The sequence below is a fragment of the Pseudomonas sp. PSPC2-3 genome, from assembly GCF_049898265.1.
Taxonomy (GTDB): Bacteria; Pseudomonadota; Gammaproteobacteria; order Pseudomonadales; family Pseudomonadaceae; genus Aquipseudomonas; species Aquipseudomonas veronii.
Genome location: NZ_JAFCXJ010000013.1, coordinates 45,934 through 65,224 on the forward strand (window position 1 = coordinate 45,934; position 19,291 = coordinate 65,224).

Genomic DNA, 19,291 nt, shown 5'->3' on the forward strand with positions numbered 1-19,291 from the left:
GACAAGCGGGCCGCCATGCTTTTTGACCGGCAGAGGGCCCGCCTGACACAGCTCGCGTTTGCTCATGGGGATTCCAATAATGAAAAACCCTTATGCTCCCGCTTTCTGGTGCGTGTGCTTCGCACTGGTGTTGTTATCGGCGGCCTACTTCTACGGCGTCATGCTCGCTCACCGAATCGACACGGCCATGGTGTTTCTCGACAGCGCCTGCCTGGTGATCGGCACCTTGTCCATCGGCGTCGTCGCCTGGGCGTCCTACCAAAACCAAAAGGTGAAGAAAAAACTCCTCGAACAAGGCAAGACCCGCGTCGCGATCTGGGACACCAAGGTCGCCCTGCGGCGGGTCGAAACCGTGTTCGACCGCTATTTCTGGGGCAGCTATTGGCAGCCCGGGCGCACCTTCCAGGAAGTCATGGGCGACCTGACCGGCACGCCCCTGGAAAAAAGCCTCGAGACCCTGAAAAAACAATGCGTGCTGCTGGATCGGCAGGTCGCCGACGGTAGGCATTGGCTGAATAATGCGCGGGAATTGTCCGATGTGGCCACGCAGATGGCCCGCGAACGCTACCAACTGGACTTCTGCGACCCCAAGGTCGATACCCCCGGTAATGCCGTGATACACCGTGAATTCGAGGTGTTGGTGTACACCTGGACTGCCCGGTTGAAGAGTTTCGACCACCAGTTGGACGAGATCGAAACGGAATATTCCTGAACTTGCGTGGAACTGATCCCTCTGAAAGTCTGGGCCGTTCGCGGCCGCCAGTGCTAATCTTCCCCCCGTTTTTCGGCGGGCTTGAGCCAACCTCACTCGGGGTTCAAGGAAGACAGCCCACTTCTCACAGGATTTGATCAGGTCACCTCATGAATAAGCCAGCAGTCGTTCTTTTGGGTTTTGTTGTCGCCGTTGGCGTCGTCAGTGCAGGCGGCGCCTGGTACACCGGTAAGCAACTGGAACCGGTGCTGCAAACCGCGATCCAGAACGCCAACAAGGAACTGAAGACCTCCATGGCCGGCGTCGACGGCACGATGGCCCTTGAGCTGGTGTCCCTGGAGCGTGGCGTGTTCAGCAGCACCGCCCATTACCGCTTGAAAGCACAAGGTGCGGTCTTCGGCGAAGACAACCCGAACCCTGAATTGCTGTTCGTCGACCATATCGAACACGGCCCGCTGCCGTTGTCGCGCCTGGTCACGCTGAAATGGCTGCCGGTCATGGCCACCAGTCACTATGAGTTGGAAAAGAACGCCACCACCGAGAAGTGGTTTGCCGCCGCCAAAGACGTGTCGCCGCTCAAGGGCGTGGCCAACATCGGCTACAGCCTCTCGGTCAACGGCAACGTCGAATTGCTGCCCCTGGCGTTCAAGGACGACAAGTCGTCGGTGAGCTTCTCCGGTGCCAACCTGAACTTCGACAGCAGCGCCGAAGGCAAGAAGGTCAAGGCCGACGGTTACATGAACAGCCTCAAGGTCGCCGTCGTCGACGCCAATGGCTCGCCGTTCGAAGCCGAACTGGCCGGGCTGACAGTGGCCAGCAACCTGGAAAAATCCACGTTCGGTTTCTACACCGGGCAGAACACCGTGGAACTGACCGACACCAAGCTCACCATGGGCCCGCAGAAGGCCGTGCTGACCCTCAAGGGCTTCGAGCAGAAAGACACCAGCGACACCAAGGACAACAACCTGGCCGGGCGCGTCGATTACAAGATCGACGAGATCGGTTACCAGGGCAAACCCGTGGGTTCGGCCGCCATGGCCCTGAGCATGAAGAACGTCGACGTGCCGTCGATGCTGGTGCTGACCAAGCTCTATCAGGACAAGATGGCACCCGTGCAGGCCGCCGCTGCCGCCGGTGAACCGGTACCCGAGCTGCAACTGAGCGACGCCGAGCAGGCCCTGGCCGATACCAACGTCAACCAACTGCTGGCCGCCAAGCCGCAAGTGGCGGTGGAAAACCTGTCGCTGAAAACCACCCGTGGCGAAAGCAAATTCAGCCTGGTCGTGGACCTGGCCAAGCCAAGCAGCATGGAACTGCCACCGCTGGAGCTGGGCAAGCAGATCATCGCGTTGCTCGATGCCAACCTGAGCCTGTCCAAGCCGATGATCGCCGACGTTGCCGCCCTGCAAGCGCAGCTCGGTGGTGTGACCGACCCTGAAGCCATCGAGCAGCAATCCCAGATGGCCAGCGAGATGATCAGCGGCATGGCCGTCGGTACGCAACTGGCGACCCTGGTCGGCAGCGACGTGGTGTCCAAGCTGCACTACGCCAACAACGAAGTGACGTTCAACGGCCAGAAGATGACGGTTGAGCAATTCCTCTCCTTCGTCATGTCCAAAGTCGGTGCGATGGGCGGCGCGCAGTAAAAATATTCTGCTGCGGTCAGAAATAAAAAAAGCGGGGGCGGGTTTGCGGGTGAAACGGGTCAAATAGTCGCCATGGCGATTGGCTGAAGCCCCGTTATCTTCGGTAAGTCCGCCGCCACATTGATTTTTTTCAGGATGTCGGGCAATTCTGAACAATTGTTCTGAATTGGACTTTTTCCTATTTTCTTGAGGGATAGTTCCCACAGGAAAGCTAGGCCGGGTCCCGAGACGCCGGCACCCTGCAGCAAATTGCTCAGGACCACCTATCGTTACAGCTTTCCGTGTGTAAGGAAGCTCGCGATATGTTGCCAAACCCTCCACTCAGTGCATCAGGCCGGTTGCGACTGCTCATCGGGGTCGCCTTGTGCAGTCAGTTGCTGATGCCCACCTTCGCCGTGGCCGACCCGGCCTATGACGCCCTGATCATTCAGGCGCGCAACGGCAACTTCACCCCCGCGCTGACCCAACTGCGCCAGTTGCCTGCCGAACGGCAGACAGCGGGCCAGGTCAGCGACCATCTGGTGATCGCCGGGTGGGCCGGCCAGGACGCCGAAGTACTGAAGGTGTACGAGGCCCAGGGCCAGAATCGCAACCTCACGCCCCAGGCGCTCGCCACGGTGGCGCGCACCTATCGCAACCAACAGCAGTGGGCCAAGGCCGAGGCGGTGTATCGCCAGGCGTTGCTGCGTGAACCGAACAATACCGACCTGCAACTCGGCCTGGCGTTGACCCAGGCCGACGGCGGCCAAGCCAGCGAGGCCGTGCAGCGCACCCGCGCAATGGTCGCGGCCAAGCCCGACGACCCCAACCGGCGCATGGCCCTGGGCTACGCGCTGACCCGCGCCGGCTTGAATTACGACGCCCTGTTCGAGTTCGACCAAGCGTTTATCCGCGCCGGCGACAAGCCTGAGGTCGCCCGTGAATACATCGTCGCCCTGCAAAAGGCCCGCCTGCCGGAGCCGGCCTTGCGTCTGGCGACCCAGCGCCCGGGCCTGCTCGACCCCGTCACCCAGCGCCGCCTCGAAGGCGACCTGGCCGCCGAACGGGTACGCATGGCCGAGTTCGCCACGCGCACCGAGAAAGAACGCTACGTGATCGCCGACCGCGCCCTGCAGGACTACGACAAATTGCTCACCCGCTGGACCCCCGATGCCAGCGCCCATGACGACGTGGTGCGCTGGCGCATCGACCGCCTGGGCGCACTCAAGGCCCGGGCGCGCACCGCCGAGGTGATTCGCGAGTACGAAACCCTCACGGCCGAAGGCGTGCAATTGCCGACCTACGCGGTGCGCTGGGTGGCGGCGTCCTACCTTGACCAGCGCCAGCCGGAAAAGGCCGAGCCGCTGTATCGCCAGGCACTGAGCGCCACCGACGCCGAGCCCGATGACCGGGTCGAAGACAGCACGGCCTTGTTCTATGCCCTGCAGGAAAGCGACAAAGGTGTCGAAGCCCGCAAGGTTGCCACTACCCTCGCCGACAACCAGAAACCGCGGGTCGAACTCAAAGGCCTGCCCATCGGCAACCCCAACGATGCATGGATGGATGCCCAGCAACTGTCGGCGCAGTCCGGCGTGTACGGGGGCGATCTGCCGGGCAGCGAAGCCGGCCTGGAAGCCCTGGTGGCACGGGCTCCGGGCAACGTCGGCCTGCGCCTGGCCCAGGCGGACATGTACCGCGCCCGCGACCTGCCACGGCGCGCCGAAGCGACCCTCAAGGAAACCGAAGCCCAGGTGCCGCGCGACATCAGCCTGGAAGTGTCCCAGGCCTACACCGCCATGGATCTGCAGGAGTGGCGCCAACTCGACGTGCTCGCCGACGACGTCATCGCCCGCAACCCCGACAGCCGCCAGGTGCAGCGTCTCCAGCGCCTGCGCAACGTCCACGACATGGCCGAAGTGCGCGTCGAGGCCTACACCGGCAAAAGCTATGGCGGCGGTAATAACGGCGACGTGGGCGCGGTCACCGGCAGCCGTGACTGGGGCATTGAAAGCGTGATCTACACGCCGCCCATTGATGAAGACTGGCGCCTGTTCGCCGGCGCCGGCTACGCCACCGCCGACTTTTCCGAAGGCACCGGCCAGCACCGTTGGCAGCGCGTGGGCGTGGAGCGGCGGACCCGCGACATGACCCTGGAAGCCGAGGTGTCCAACCATTCCTACGGCTTTGGCTCCAAACAAGGCGCGCGCGTGTCGATCGCCCGCGACATCAACGATAACTGGCAATACGGCGGCAGCCTCGATTACCTCTCGGCCACCACACCGTTGCGTGCGCTGAATGCCGACATCACGGCCAACGGCGGCAGCGGCTTCATCCGCTGGCGCGCCAATGAAAGCCGTGAGTGGAAGCTGTCCCTCAGCCCGTCCCACTTCAGCGACGGCAACGACCGCATCGAAACCTTGCTCACTGGCCGCGAGGGCATCTACAGCTCGCCGGGCGTGCAAGTGGACCTGGGCCTGGAAGTCAGCGCCAGCCACAACAGCAAGGCCGACACGGTGTACTTCAACCCGAAGTCGGACTTCAGCGTGTTGCCCACCGTCACCGTCAACCATGTGCTCTATCACCGCTACGAGACCCAGTGGAGTCAGCAGTTCCAAGTCGGAGCGGGTACGTATAGCCAGAGGGATTATTCCACCGGCGGTGTCGGCTTGATCGGTTACGGCCAACGCTTTCGCTGGAACGACGTTCTCGAAGCCGGCGCCAACCTGAGCCTGATCAGTCGACCCTATGACGGTGATCGCGAACGCGATCTGCGCCTGCTCGTCGACCTCACTTACCGTTTCTAGAAGAGCCTGACCATGACTGTCCTCAGCCGTTGCTTGCTGGTCCTGGGTGTATTGCTGGCCAGTGCCTGCGCCCAGCAGCCCGCCCCTTTCACTCCACCCGCCGAGCGGCCGACCCCGGCCAACGAAGTGCCGTGGCCGAAAAACCATTTCCTGGGCATTGCCTATCACGACGTCGAGGATCGCGACCCCGACCAGGCGGTGGTGGCGGTGCGTACCGAACGTTTGATCGAGCAGTTGGCCTGGCTGCGGGAGAACGGTTACCAGGCGGTCAGTGTCGACCAGATCCTCGCGGCCCGCCGTGGCGGTCCAGCGCTGCCGCCGAAAGCCGTGATGCTCAGCTTCGATGATGGCTATTCGAGCTTCTATACCCGCGTGATGCCGATACTGCGGGCCTATCACTGGCCGGCCCTGCTCGCGCCGGTTGGCACCTGGATCGACACGCCGATGAACCAACCGGTGGACTTCGCCGGCTCACCGCGCCCGCGGGGTGAGTTCCTGACCTGGGCGCAGATCCGCGAAGTGTCCCGCTCGGGTCTGGTGGAAATCGCCGCGCACACCGATGCCAGTCACAAAGGGATATTGGCCAACCCCCAGGGCAACCTGGAGCCGGCGGCGACCTCCCTGCGCTTCGATCCGGCCACCGGCCGCTATGAAACCCAGGCGCAGTTCGAGGCGCGGATGCGCGCGGATGTCGTGGCGATCTCCAACAAGATCCGCAGCGTCACCGGCAAGGCACCGCGGGTGTGGGTATGGCCCTACGGCGCAGCCAAGGGCACCTCGCTGGCGATCGTCGGCGAGCAGGGCTATGAGATGGCCCTGACCCTGGAAGACGGCCTCGACAGCTCGTCCAACCTGATGAACAGCCCGCGCTTCCTGGTGGCGTCCGACCCGGACGGCGAACATTTCGCCAACAGCATCGTCGCGGTGCAAACCCAGGCACCGCTGCGGGTGCTGCATGTGGACCTGGACAACGTCTACGACCCGGACCCGGCCCAACAAGCGCGCAACCTCGACCAACTGGTGCAGCGCGTGGTGGACATGGGCGCGGGCACCGTGTTCCTGCAAGCCTTCGCCGACCCCAAGGGTGATGGCCTGGTGCATCAACTGTACTTCCCCAACCGCCACTTGCCGGTGCGTGCCGACCTGTTCAACCGTGTCGCCTGGCAGTTGCACACCCGTGCCCATGCCAGCGTGTATGCCTGGATGCCGGTGCTCAGTTTCGCCCTCGACCCCAAGCTGCCGCGCGTGACCCGCTGGGACCCGGAGACCGGCAAGGTCGGCCTCGACCCGGATCAATACCAGCGCCTGTCGCCGTTCGACCCGCAGGTGCGCAAGATCATTGGCGAGATCTATGAGGACCTGGCCCGCAACAATGCCATCGACGGCGTGCTGTACCACGACGATGCGCTGCTGTCCGACTTCGAAGACGCCAGCCCCGCCGCGCTCAAGGTCTATGCCGCCAACGGCCTGCCCGCCAGCATCGCGGCCCTGCGCGCCGACCCGGCGGTGATGCAGCGTTGGACGCGCGTCAAGAGTCGTTACCTGATCGACTTCACCCAGGAGCTGACCGCCAAGGTCCGCGCCATCGGTGGTCCGCAGGTGCAGACCGCGCGCAATATCTTCGCCGAGCCGATGCTCAACCCGCAGAGCGAAGCGTGGTTCGCGCAGAACCTCGACGACTTCCTCCAGACCTATGACTGGACCGCGCCGATGGCCATGCCGCTGATGGAAGGCGAGACGCTCAAGAATTCCAATGCCTGGCTGGAAAAACTGGTCGCCACGGTCAAGGCGCGCCCCGGCGCACTGGAACGCACCGTATTCGAACTGCAAGCCAAAGACTGGCGCACCAAGGCCGCGCCGGACCTGAACGGTGCGCAATTGGCCGAATGGATGGGCGTGCTCAAACGCCAGGGGGTCACGAGTTTTGGCTACTACCCGGACAACTTCCTGGAAAATTCCCCGGACTTGAAAACCGTGCGTCCGGCCCTTTCCAACCAATGGAACCCTTGACCATGTTCGATAGAATCCTGGCTTTATTCGTACTGGCGTTGGTATTGGGCGTGCCCCTGGGCTTGATCTTCCTGATCACCGGGCAATTCCTGATGGACTTCGTGTTCTTCTACCCGCTGTTCATGTCGGCGCTGTGGATCGCCGGCGGCCTGTACTTCTGGCTGCACTGGGAGCGCCACTGGCCGTGGGAAGAAGACACGCCGGCGCCGACCCTGGCCGGCAACCCGCTGATCTCGATCATCATCCCTTGCTACAACGAAGGCGATAACGCCGCCGAGACCATTCATGCGGCGCTGGGCCAGGTGTACCCGAACATTGAAGTGATCGCCGTCAACGATGGCTCCAAGGACAACACGGCAGCGGTGCTCGATGCCTTGGCCTTGGAGCATCCGCGCCTGCGGGTGCTGCACCTGGCGCAGAACCAGGGCAAGGCCGTGGCCTTGCGCATGGGCGCCGTGGCGGCGCGCAGCGAGTACCTGGTGTGCATCGACGGCGATGCGCTGCTCGACAAAAACGCGGCGGCCTACCTGGTGGCGCCGATGCTCGACAACCCGCGCCTGGGCGCCGTCACCGGCAACCCGCGCATCCGCACGCGCTCGACCTTGATCGGCCGCGTGCAGGTCGGCGAGTTCTCCTCGATCATCGGCTTGATCAAGCGCACCCAGCGTGTGTTCGGGCGGATCTTCACGGTCTCCGGTGTGGTGGTGGCGTTCCGTAAAAAGGCGCTCGACCGCGTCGACTACTGGAGCACCGACATGATCACCGAAGACATCGATATCAGTTGGAAGCTGCAACTCGATCACTGGAGCATCTTCTACGAGCCGCGCGGCCTGTGCTGGATTCTCATGCCCGAAACCGTCGGCGGCCTGTGGAAACAGCGCCTGCGCTGGGCCCAGGGTGGCGCCGAAGTGCTGTTCAAGAACATCCGTGGCATCTGGCAATGGCGGCATCGTTACCTGTGGCCGCTGCTGTTCGAATACTGCCTGTCCACCGGCTGGGCCTTCACCTTCCTGTTGTCGGTGATCTTCTGGGCCGTGGGTAAGTTCATCGTGCTGCCCCCGGCGATCGCGGTGGACTCCCTGGTGCCTCCGGCCTTTACCGGGCTGGTGCTGGCGATGGTGTGCCTGGTGCAGTTTGCCGTGAGCATCCTGATCGACCGGCGCTACGAAAAAGACCTGTGGAAAACCCTGTTCTGGACCGTGTGGTACCCGATGGTGTTCTGGCTGGTCAGCTTGTTCACCACATTGGTCAGTTTTCCCAAGGTGTTGTTCAAGCAGCATCAGAAGCGTGCGCGCTGGGTCAGCCCGGATCGCGGTATCAAACCTGTCAATAAGGACGCGAGATCATGAAACTGGTGAGAACTCGTCAAAACCCGGTGATGTGGGTTATCGATGTGGTGTTGACCCTGCTGGCCTGGGCCGGGCTGATTTGGTTGTTGGTGCGCGGCATTACGTCGATGCTGGACAGCCATGGTGGCCCGCGCCTGGAAGCGCCGATTTTCGCGGCGCTCAACACCCTGCAGATCTACCTGTGGATCGCCCTGTTCAACGCTGTGATCCTGATCAGTTGGGCGCGTTACCAGCAACGCAAGGGACGCAAGTTCGCCCAGCGCCGCGCCGAGGCCAATGCGCTCAGTGATAAGAACCTCAGTGAGAGCTTCAAGCTGGACGAGGGGGCCCTGGAGCAACTGCGCAGGCCGGGTGTGCTGGTCATCCACAACGACGAGCATGGCGGCGTCGAGGACGTGAAGTCGCATGTCTCCCGCGACGTGGAACGCCCGCCGCTGACCCTGGTGCCCGGCCAGGAAAAAGGCAAGGACATCGGCTGAAGGCCAAACCACGCCGCTCTTTGTGGTCGCTGTGGAGCCCCGGCGAGGCTCTACAGCGCCTCCAGCGGTTCTGCAGCATCAGGTTTGCCGCTCGTCGCCAATCGGTTTGCCCTGCAATCTCGATAAATGAGCCCTGGTTCACAAAACTCCTGCGAACTTTTCCGTCTTTCCCGGTACTAACCTAACTCGGTAATAACTTGATGGCCAAGTAGTGGCAATTAATAAGTTATTCGCTGAATCAACATCAAAATAGTTGCCGTTTGTCGGAATAATACTTCCGGTGAGCGCTTGCTTATCTGTTTTGATTATTTTTATGGTTATAAATCAGTGTGTTGCAGAACTATCTAGAACTTGCGTGCAACTAATCCAGTTCCTTGGGTCAGCCGAAGTTCGATGTTAGTTTGCCGCGCCTTGATTTTCGACGGATCGAACATGTCTTTGTTATTGCCACGGACTCGGTATCTTCTGTGTACTTTGCTGCTCGCCTGGTTAAGCCTGAACAGCGCCACGGCCGCCCCCACGCCGGGCGATCAGGACCTGATCCGCGACCGCCAGAACCGCCTGCTCGACGAGCAGCGCCGGCGCCTCGACGAGCTCAAGGACCTGCCCGGCAAAGAAGCCAAGCCCCAGGCCCCGGCCACTCCCGCCGACAGCCGTTGCTTCCCGATCCGGGACATCACGCTCAAAGGCGCCGACAGCCTGCCCGCCACCGACCGCGAGCGCCTGCTCAAACCCTATGTCGGCCAGTGCCTGGGCGTGTCGCAGCTCAATGAACTGCTCAAGGTCATCACCGATTACTACATCGACAAAGGCCGGGTCACCAGCCGCGCCTACTTGCCGCAACAAGACCTTTCCAGCGGCCACCTCCAGGTGCTGGTGGTTGAAGGCAAACTCGAAGGACTCAAAGGCGCCCAAGGCAGCAGCGTGACTGATCGCGAGCTGGCCATGGCCTTTCCCGGCAAGGTCGGCGAGGCGCTCAACCTGCGCGAAGTCGAGCAATTGGTGGACCAGCTCAACCGCCTGCCCTCCAAGCAGGCGCAAATGGAACTGACCCCCGGCACCCAGGTAGGCGGCAGTGACGTCGTGGTCAAGAACACCCCGCAAAAGCCCTGGCGCGCCAGCCTGTCGCGCAACAACGATGGGCAGAAAAGCACCGGCGAACAGCAATGGGGCGCCGGCCTGGAGTGGGACAGCCCGCTCGGCCTGGCCGACCAACTGGTGCTGCGTGGCGGCCACGATGCTGTCAGCGACCACCAGAAAACCTCGAAAAACAGCATGCTCTACTACAACGTGCCGTGGGGCTGGTGGAACTTCAGTTACACCTACAACGAGAGCGACTACCGCACCTTTGGCGTGACCAACGACTACAAATTCAAGCAGAACGGCGACAACCAGAATCACCAGTTGCGCGCCGAGCGGGTGGTCCATCGTGACGATGTGAGCAAGACATCGCTGAACGTCGGCGTGGCGCACCTGCGCACCAACAACTACATCCTCGATACCCGTACCGCCTCGAGCAGCAACCGCCTCAGCGAATTGCAACTGGGCTTCAACCACGGGCGTCGCATCGGCAGCGGGTTCGTCAACGTTGACCTGGGCATGCAGAACGGCATCGGCTTGCTCGATGCCCAGGCCCAGGACGAGCGTGATGACGCTGGCAATCGGCAGCCCAACGCGCGCTATCGCAAATACACCGCCACCGCCAGCTTCCTGCAGCCGTTCACGCTGTGGGGCGAGTCGTTCAGCTTTTCCAGCCTGGCCACCGGCCAACGCAGTGAAGACATCCTGTTCAGTCCACAGCGCATCAGCCTCGGCGGCTCAGCCTCGGTGCGCGGCTTCAAGGACCAGCAACTGAGCGGCGACAGCGGCGGCTACTGGCGCAACGACGTGCGCTGGGCGCGCCCGGTGACGCTCGATTGGCTGCGCCCGGCCTTTGCCGAATACGGCGCCAGCGTCGGCTACGACCAAGGTGTGATCAGCCACGGTCGCTACAACGGCGACGTACACGGTCGGGTCTCGAGCAACTCCCTGGAGCTGTTCGCCCGGGGCAAACATGTCAGCACCAGCGTGACGTTTGCCCATTCTTTGGAACGCCCGGCAGTGATGAGCGAGCGCGAAGCGCCGATCTACTTCCGCATGGATTTCTTCCTGTAATTCAACGCCCCGTTACATCGAGAATTTGAAAATGGATGTTCGCCAATTTGCCTTCCTGGCCCGCCAACCTTCTGCCGCCCTGAAGCCGCGCGACGCGTTCTTCGGCCTGCCCAAGCGCGGGCTGGCATTGATCCTCGCCAACGCGCTGTTCTGGCAGCCGCTGCTGGCCCAGGCCGAGGGCATCGTGGTCAGCGCGCCCGGCACCACCGTCGGCGCCGCGGGCAATGGCGTGCCGGTGGTGAACATCGCCACACCGAACGGCAGTGGCCTGTCGCACAACCAGTTCAAGGACTACAACGTCGGCCCCAACGGCGTGATCCTCAACAACGCCAGCGGCGCGGTGACCAACACCCAGCTGGGTGGCTACATCGTCGGCAACCCCAACCTCAAGGGCGGCGCGGCCAGCGTCATCCTCAACGAAGTCAACGGCGGCAACCCCAGCCAGTTGCGCGGCTACACCGAAGTAGCGGGGCAGTCGGCCAAGGTCATCGTCGCCAACCCCTACGGCATCAGTTGCAACGGCTGCGGCTTCATCAACACCCCCAACGCCACCCTGACCACCGGCAAACCCGTCATCGATCCGACCGGTCAACTGAAAAGCTACCAGGTCGACGGCGGCGCGGTGACCATCGACGGCCAGGGCCTGAACGCGAGCAACGTCGACCGCTTCGAAATCATCACCCGCTCGGCCAAGATCAACGCGCAGATCAACGCGCGCGAGTTGACCGTGATCGCCGGGCGCAATGACGTCGATGCCCAAAGCCTGAAAACCACCGCGCGCGCCGACGATGGCAGTGCCAAGCCGGAACTGGCGATCGACTCCAGCGCCTTGGGCGGCATGTACGCCGGCGCGATCAAACTGGTCGGCACCGAAGCCGGCGTGGGTGTGAAGCTCGACGGTACGTTGGCGGCCAGTGGTGGGGATATTCAGTTGGATGCCAATGGGCGTTTGAGCATGGCGCAAACCCAAGCCACCGGTAACGTCAAGGTCACGGCGCAGAACGTCGACCTCACCGACAAGGTCTACGCCGCCGGCAACGTGCAAGTGACCAGCGCCCAGGCCCTGGTCAACCAGAAGAGTGTGGCCGCCGGCCAACGCATCGACATCAATGCGGCCACGGTCAACAATCCCGGCATCATCGAAGCCGGCGTCGCCGCCGACAACACCCGCAATACCACCGGCGACCTGGTGATTAACGCGCAAACCGTCACCACCACCGGCAACCTTCTGGCCAGCCGCAACCTGGCGATTACCGCCGCGCAGGCGTTGACCAACCAGGGTGCGATCATCCAGGCCAAAACCGTCGACGTCAGCAGCGCCAAATTGACCAACCAGGGCGCTACGGCACGCCTGTTTGGCGAACAAAGCCTGGCGCTCAACTCGCCGGCCATCGTCAACCTCGGCGGCCTGATTCGTTTTGGTGACGGCCAGGCCGCAAGTCTCAACAGCGCCTCGCTGGATAACCGCCAGGGCCGCATCGAAATGGCCGGCGGAAGCTTGGTGCTCACCAGTGCCGACCTCAACAACAACGGCGGACAAATCATCGCCAACAATCTGACCGTGAATGCGGGCAGCCTCAACAACCAGAACGGCGTAGTGGTCGCCGGCGCCACCACCGTGAACGCCACTGACCTGGATAACAGCCTCAAGGGCCTGATCCAGGCCGACGCCGGCGCGCTCACCCTCAACGTCACCAATGCCTTCAACAACAGCCAGGGGTTTGCCCAGGCCAGCACGGATCTGAACCTCAACGCCGGCAGCCTCAGCAGTAACGCCAATGGCGTGCTGAGCGCCGACACCGGCAAGCTTACCCTCGTGACTGCGCAACAGCTCAATAACGCACAGGGCCGTTTGCAGGCAGGCAAGGGCGATATTGAACTGCATGCCGCGAGCCTGGATAACCAGAGCGGCGTGATCGTCGGCAAGCAACTGTTGCTCGCCGCCGGTGACATCGACAACCGCGCCGGCACCGTGCTGGGCAACGCCGTCGATGTGACCGCCGGGACCCTCAACAACAGCGGTAAAGGCTCGTTGATCAGCGATGCCGGTGACGTGACGCTCAACATCAGCGACCTGCTGACCAACACCGGTGGCGCGATTGACGCTGGCGAACGCAGCGTGCTGGTCAAACAGCTCACCACCCTCAACAACAGCGGCGGCCTGCTGCGTGGCAAGCGCCTGGACATCACCGCGCAGCATCTGAACAACGATAACGGCCAACTGCTGGCCGGCAACCTCGGCCTGAACTACAGCGGCCAAGAGCTGAGCAACCGCAAAGGCCTGATCCTCAGCGGCGGCGCCCTCACCGAATTGACCACCGGCAGCCTGGACAACCAGGGCGGCACCGTGCAGGGCGATACCCTGACCGTCACCGCCGACTCGGTCGACAACGGCAGCGACGGCCTGATGGCGAGCCTGATCGGCAATCTGCAACTGACCGTTGAAGCCCTGGCCAACCGCGGCGGCAAGCTGTTCGGCAAAGAGCAGGTGACCATCAGCGGCGCCACCCTCGACAACAGTGCGGGCGGCCAGCTCAGCGGCAATCAGCTCAACCTCACGTCACGCGACACCCTGACCAACCGGGGCGGCCTGATTGAGGCCAACCAGGGCCTGACCGTCGGTGGCGGCAACCTCGACAACAGCGCGGGTGGTCAACTGCGCGCCTTGAAAGGGATCACCAGCAGCATCAACGTCAGCGGCGCAGTCAATAACCAGAATGGCATTCTGGAGTTTGGCAGCCAGGGCTTCAGCCTCGACGCCGCCAGCCTGAACAACCAGTCCGGCCAATTGCAGCACGCCGGCAGCGGCCTGATGCGCGTCCACACCGCCAGCCTCACCGGCAGCCAGGGCAACATCAACGGCATGGGCACAGCCGACTGGGCATTCGGCAAGGTCGATGGTCTGGGCCGTGTGCAACTCAACGAAGTCATCACCTATAAAAGCAGCCAGGCGCTGGCGCTGAAAGCCGGTGACCGCATGGCCAGCGGCAAGGGCCTGGTCATCGACGTGGCCAGCCTGGATAACGGCGGCGAACTGCTGAGCGACGGTGACCTGAGCATCACCGCCGGCGACATGACCAACAGCGGCCGCGTATCGGCCCTGCAAACGCTCACCGTTACAGCCAATAACCTGAGCCAGAACGGCGGCCGTCTGGCCGGCACCGACACCCGTCTGAGCCTGACCGGCACCCTCGACAGCCTCGGTTTCCTCACCGCACGTCAGCAACTGGATATCGCGGCGGCGCAGATCAATAACCGTGGCACCTTGGGCGCCCAGGGCGCGGTGAACCTGACCGCCGTGAATGGCATCACCAACGCTGCCGATTCGCTGTTGTTCAGCGGCGGCGATATGACCTTGCGCAGCAATGGTTTCAGCAACCTCTATGGCGATGTCTACAGCAAAGGCAACTTGAGCTTCGCCGCACAGGATGGCGGGCGTGCCGTGCTGTTCAGCAACCGCTCCGGCACCGTGGAAAGCGAAGGCTCGATCGGTATCAATGCAGGCTTTATCGAAAACGCCAAAGATGCGTTCGAACTCGGGCAGACGCTTACCACAGGCAGCTTGAGTTGGATCTGTGGCCAGCACTGCGGCGAGAAAGACAACTGGGAAAAAGGCCTGATCACCATCTACGAGACGTACCTTGAGGCGGCGACCAAAGATTCGGTGGCGGCGCGCCTGGTGGCTGGCAAAAACATGCTGCTGCAAGGCGACAATGTGCAGAACCGCTACAGCCTGATGGCTGCCAATGGCGACCTGAGTATCACCGCCGGTGACTTGCTCAACCAGGGCGCCGCTACGCGCACGGGGCAGCGCAAGATTGTCGTCAGCACGCCAGGTCGCGTTTCCGACGATTTGTTTGAACGCATGCAATATGTCGATGTTCCCGCTTTCAATGCGGCCACGGCGGCTGGGCATTTCGATAAGGCGCGCTTCGAAGAGCTGAAAAACCGCTCACCCAATAGCTTTCCTTTCGCCTACATAAGCGACGTCACCACCTGGACCCCCAACGCCGGCCATGAGTACGACGCCACGCTTCAGGCCGGTGGTACGGTCGACCTTTCCAAAGTCACCCGAAAAACGCAAAACGGCACGCTGCACGAAAACACCCTGGCGCAACTGACCGGCACCCTCGGCGATGACCAGACCGGTGTCCCGGTCGGTGGCATCAACATCAACCTGAGCCAACACGCCAACAACCCCGGCGCCCAGGCGCCTGGCAGCGTACTGCCGGTGGTTACCCCTGCAGCGGGTGGCGGTTTCGTACCCGTTGACTACACCGGCGTGGCCTTCGCCCCGGTCGACCCCACCACCGCGCCCAACTTCCAGTTGCCCAAGGGCGAGTACGGCCTGTTCGTCAAAAACGCCGACCCCACCAGCCACTATCTGATCGAAACCAACCCGGAATTTGCCAGCCTCACCGGCTTCTTCAGCTCCGACTACATGCTCGGCAAACTCGGCTTCACCAGCGACAACGCCTGGCGCCGCCTCGGTGATGGCCAATACGAAAGCCGCCTGATCCGCGACGCGGTGCTCGCGCAAACCGGCCAACGCTTCCTCGCCGGCGGCCTGACCAGCGACGCCGACCAGTTCCGCTACCTGATGGACAACGCCCTGGCCAGCAAGGACGCCCTGCGCCTGAGCCTCGGCGTGACCCTCACCGGCCAGCAAGTCGGCGCCCTGACCCACGACATCGTGTGGATGGAAAACCGCGTGGTCGACGGCCAGACCGTCCTCGTGCCGGTGCTCTACCTGGCCCAGGCGGAGTCGCGCAACGTGCGCGGCAACAGCCTGATCCAGGGCCGTGACCTCAACCTGTTCACTGGCGGCGACCTGATCAACGTCGGCACCCTGCGCGCCAGCAACAACCTCTCCGCCGCCGCCGGCGGCAGTCTCTACAACGGCGGCCTGATCGAAGCCGGCAACAACCTGAGCCTGCTGGCCCAGGACAGCATCCGCAATGCCATGGCCGGCGAAATTCGCGGCAAGCAAGTGAGCATGGCGGCGGTCAGAGGCGACATCACCAACGACAACACCGCCATCCAGGTGCGTGACGGCGCGGGCATGCGCACCCTCACTGACAATGGCACCAGCCTCATCGTCGCCCGCGAAAACCTGGCCATGAACGCCGGGCGCGACCTCATCACCCGAGGCGCCCTGGCAGGTGGCACCGACGTCACCTTAACCGCCGGCCGCGACATCAGCATCCTGCCCGTCAGCGACACCAGCGTGAAACACGCCTTCAGCGACGGCGGGCAAAAATCCAGCATCACCACCGACGTCAAAAACCTCGCCGCCAGCGTCACGGCGGGCGGCAACCTCAACATGAAAGCCGGGCAGGACGTCAACATCATCGGCAGTAATGCCACCGCCGGCAAAGACTTCAACATCGACGCCGGGCGTGACTTCAACGTGGCGTCGGTCAGCGATGTGCACAGTGTTGAAGGTAAGGAAAAACACGGCAAAAAACGCATCAAGACGACGGATGAGCAGACCACCCAAGTGGCCAGTGTGTTGACCGCGGGTGGGGATTTCAGAAGTCAGGCCGGGCGTGATACGACGCTGGTGGCGAGCAAGATCAGTGCGGGGAATGAAGCGTATTTGTACAGCGGGGAGCAGATGAATCTGCTGGCGGCTGAGAACAGTACGCATACCTTGTATGACATGAAGGAGAAGGGAAGCTGGGGCGCTAAAAAGGCGCAGATGGACGAAGTAACCCGCACGACTCAAGTAGGCACCGAGATCAAGGCGGGCGGAAACCTCACTCTGAAAAGTGGTGGCGACCAGTTGTACCAAGTCGCCAAGCTCAACAGCGGCAAGGACATCATTCTCGATAGCAGCGGTGCGATCGTCTTTGAAGGAGTCAAGGACCTGCACGATGAGAGCCACACCAAGAGTAAAAGCGACCTCTCCTGGTTCAGCGCCAAAGGTAAAGGCAATACCGATGAAACCCTGCGTCAGAGCGAGCTGGTTGCTCAAGGGCAGCTTGTTATCAAGGCCGCCGAAGGCATTCGCATCGATGTCAAACAGGTTGATCAGCAGACCGTAAGCCAGACCGTTGATGCGATGGTAAAGGCTGATCCCAATCTGGCTTGGCTGAAGCAAGCTGAGGCACATGGCGACATTGATTGGCGCCAGGTGAAGGAGATTCACGAGAGCTTCAAGTACGACAACTCGGGGCTGGGTGCCGGTGCCAAGATTGCGATTGCGATCATGATGGCGGCGATCATGGGCCCGGCTGGTTTTGGTCTAGGTGGCTGGCAACTGGCGGTCGCTACGAGCTTCTCTACTACGGGTGTTACCAGCACCATTAACAACAAAGGCAACCTCGGCAGGGCTTTGAAGGAAACCGTTAGTACCGACAGTCTTAAAAGCGCGGCGGTTGCTGGTTTTACGGCGGGTGCTCTGGAGTATGCCGACACTAATTGGTTCGCTGGTGCCGACAAAGCAGGTGCAAGTACTAGCACCGTCCAAGGTGTTAACCCGAGTGCGGGCTCAACCTTGGCGGTTACTAACTCCTCCAAAGATATTTTCACCTGGACGTCAGCGGGTGATATCGCCCTGCGCACTGGAGGTCGGGCGGTAATCTCTAGCGGGATTTCTACGGCCATCCAGGGCGGAAGTTTCGGCGACAATTTCAATGCTGCCTTGCTGGGAGAGGCTGGCAACGTTGCGATGGCTACCGGTTTTAATTGGGTGGGTGACTACGTCACGTTCCCGAATGGAAGCCCTCAAAAGATCATTGCTCATGCATTGATGGGCGGATTGCTGGCGGAAGCGACCGGCAGTGATTTCAAAACCGGGGCTGCGGCGGCTGGGTTGAATGAAGCGCTCATCAATCAATTAACTTGGGCCGCCCAAGGCAATAAAGACATCACTTTGATGCTTTCACAACTGACTGGGTTGTTAGCAGCGGCAGCGGTTGATGGTGATTTAGAGAAAGGCTCTCAGATTGCTCAGAAGGCGACGACGTTTAACTACCTTTACCACAAAGAAGTCGAGGAGATGCTTCGGGAGGTTGACAGCAAAAGTACGGAACAAGAGAAAAGGGCGGTTAGGGAGCGGTATGCGGCCCTTGATCAGCAGAGAAATGACGAATTGGATGCGCTCTGCGCGCGCGATCCGCAACGCTGCAGGGGTATTGCTATCTCGTTGGCGAACGATGATCAGAAACTCGTCGATCTGGTAGGTAAGCTTAGGTCCCAGGGGCAGGGTGGTGCTGCTTCTGCTGTAGGTTTTGTGATAGGGAGCAACCTAGACGCTTCCAGCAAAATTGCTGCAGATATCAGCTCTGCTGGCGGTGGGGTGTTGGTTAAGCTCGGGGCGGAGGCTATCAAGGCTGGAGTTGGAGTAACATTACCCTCGCGCTCTGGAGCAGGGAAAGGGAAGGGTAGTCAGGGTGAAGCTGCGGGTCCTGATGTACCGCAGGGTGCAAAAGCAAATGTGGGGTCCATTAGTCACATCTCTGGAGTGAATCTTCCTAAAAGTCAGTCTAAGATGATTGCTGATTTTGAAGCAGCAGGGTACCCAACAAAACCAGTAGTTTCTCCGACCAGCGGAAACGTGGTCGGAACTCAATACATCTTGCCTGATGGTTCGCGAGTTCGGGTGATGCAGGCGGATGGTCGAAGTCCCCAGCGCGCATCATTCGAGAACGCTAATGGCGGACCTGTTGATCCGACTACTGGAAAACCGCCGCAGCCCCCGCAAGGTTTATCGAAGGCTGAACGGAAGCAGTGGATTAGAGAGCGTACGCATATTGAACAGGTGGACTAAATGATGAATACACTCTTGCAGGCTGTGGCTCTTTTGTTGCCTATGAAAATTGAAAGAGTATTTTGGGATGGCGATACTTTGATGCTTTTTTCGGCGGGTTGGAGCTTTCGGACTGAGAGTGCGTGGCGTGTGTCTAAGGGGGGGGAGCTGCTGTTCGCTTGTTGGGATGACGATGCCCTTGACCATGTTTCTGAGCTTTTAGGCTTATCCATTGTTGAGGTAGGTTGGCTTATTGATGCTCAGCCAATTGATCCATTTTTTAAATTATCTGACGGCCGCGTCTTGAATGCATTTTGTTCGTCATCAACTGAGCCTTGGCTTATGGAGTTCTCGGACGGGGTCGTTTATTTAGGTAACACTTAATTTCATAAATTTTTCTTGGTG

Annotated in this window: 9 protein-coding genes; all 9 read left to right on the forward strand. The window is 61.4% G+C overall.

The window, feature by feature from the left end; translation table 11 throughout:
- Positions 1 to 79: 79 nt before the first annotated feature.
- Positions 80 to 712, forward strand: coding sequence for a hypothetical protein (locus ACP7E3_RS27430; protein ID WP_026139839.1), 633 nt, complete (start codon positions 80 to 82; stop codon positions 710 to 712).
- 149 nt (positions 713 to 861) lie between these two features.
- Entirely contained in the window at positions 862 to 2,358 is a 1,497-nt protein-coding gene (locus ACP7E3_RS27435) for a YdgA family protein (protein ID WP_079442589.1), read from the forward strand.
- 302 nt (positions 2,359 to 2,660) lie between these two features.
- Positions 2,661 to 5,141, forward strand: a complete 2,481-nt coding sequence (gene pgaA / locus ACP7E3_RS27440; protein ID WP_057006045.1) for a poly-beta-1,6 N-acetyl-D-glucosamine export porin PgaA — start codon at positions 2,661 to 2,663, stop codon at positions 5,139 to 5,141.
- Between the two features lie 12 nt (positions 5,142 to 5,153).
- Positions 5,154 to 7,151 carry a poly-beta-1,6-N-acetyl-D-glucosamine N-deacetylase PgaB gene (gene pgaB / locus ACP7E3_RS27445; protein ID WP_426124977.1) on the forward strand — a complete coding sequence of 666 codons (1,998 nt, stop codon included), beginning with the start codon at positions 5,154 to 5,156 and terminating at the stop codon, positions 7,149 to 7,151.
- A gap of 2 nt (positions 7,152 to 7,153) precedes the next feature.
- Positions 7,154 to 8,500, forward strand: coding sequence for a poly-beta-1,6-N-acetyl-D-glucosamine synthase (gene pgaC / locus ACP7E3_RS27450; protein WP_046385106.1), 1,347 nt, complete (start codon positions 7,154 to 7,156; stop codon positions 8,498 to 8,500).
- A complete protein-coding gene (gene pgaD / locus ACP7E3_RS27455) occupies positions 8,497 to 8,979 on the forward strand; it encodes a poly-beta-1,6-N-acetyl-D-glucosamine biosynthesis protein PgaD (protein ID WP_046385105.1) in 483 nt (160 codons plus the stop codon). The genes pgaC and pgaD overlap by 4 nt, the downstream gene beginning before the upstream one ends.
- 432 nt (positions 8,980 to 9,411) lie before the next feature.
- Positions 9,412 to 11,133: a ShlB/FhaC/HecB family hemolysin secretion/activation protein gene (locus tag ACP7E3_RS27460; protein ID WP_102618703.1), complete on the forward strand. Its 1,722-nt coding sequence runs from the start codon at positions 9,412 to 9,414 to the stop codon at positions 11,131 to 11,133.
- Between the two features lie 31 nt (positions 11,134 to 11,164).
- Positions 11,165 to 18,907, forward strand: coding sequence for a DUF637 domain-containing protein (locus ACP7E3_RS27465; RefSeq protein ID WP_426124980.1), 7,743 nt, complete (start codon positions 11,165 to 11,167; stop codon positions 18,905 to 18,907).
- A complete protein-coding gene (locus tag ACP7E3_RS27470; RefSeq protein WP_096131191.1) occupies positions 18,908 to 19,270 on the forward strand; it encodes a hypothetical protein in 363 nt (120 codons plus the stop codon).
- Positions 19,271 to 19,291 lie beyond the last annotated feature (21 nt).

Coding starts and splice junctions, on each gene's coding strand:
- ACP7E3_RS27430 (WP_026139839.1), top strand. CDS start 80: ATGAAAAACCCTTATGCTCCCGCTTTCTGGTGCGTGTGCTTCGCACTG.
- ACP7E3_RS27435 (WP_079442589.1), top strand. CDS start 862: ATGAATAAGCCAGCAGTCGTTCTTTTGGGTTTTGTTGTCGCCGTTGGC.
- pgaA (WP_057006045.1), top strand. CDS start 2,661: ATGTTGCCAAACCCTCCACTCAGTGCATCAGGCCGGTTGCGACTGCTC.
- pgaB (WP_426124977.1), top strand. CDS start 5,154: ATGACTGTCCTCAGCCGTTGCTTGCTGGTCCTGGGTGTATTGCTGGCC.
- pgaC (WP_046385106.1), top strand. CDS start 7,154: ATGTTCGATAGAATCCTGGCTTTATTCGTACTGGCGTTGGTATTGGGC.
- pgaD (WP_046385105.1), top strand. CDS start 8,497: ATGAAACTGGTGAGAACTCGTCAAAACCCGGTGATGTGGGTTATCGAT.
- ACP7E3_RS27460 (WP_102618703.1), top strand. CDS start 9,412: ATGTCTTTGTTATTGCCACGGACTCGGTATCTTCTGTGTACTTTGCTG.
- ACP7E3_RS27465 (WP_426124980.1), top strand. CDS start 11,165: ATGGATGTTCGCCAATTTGCCTTCCTGGCCCGCCAACCTTCTGCCGCC.
- ACP7E3_RS27470 (WP_096131191.1), top strand. CDS start 18,908: ATGATGAATACACTCTTGCAGGCTGTGGCTCTTTTGTTGCCTATGAAA.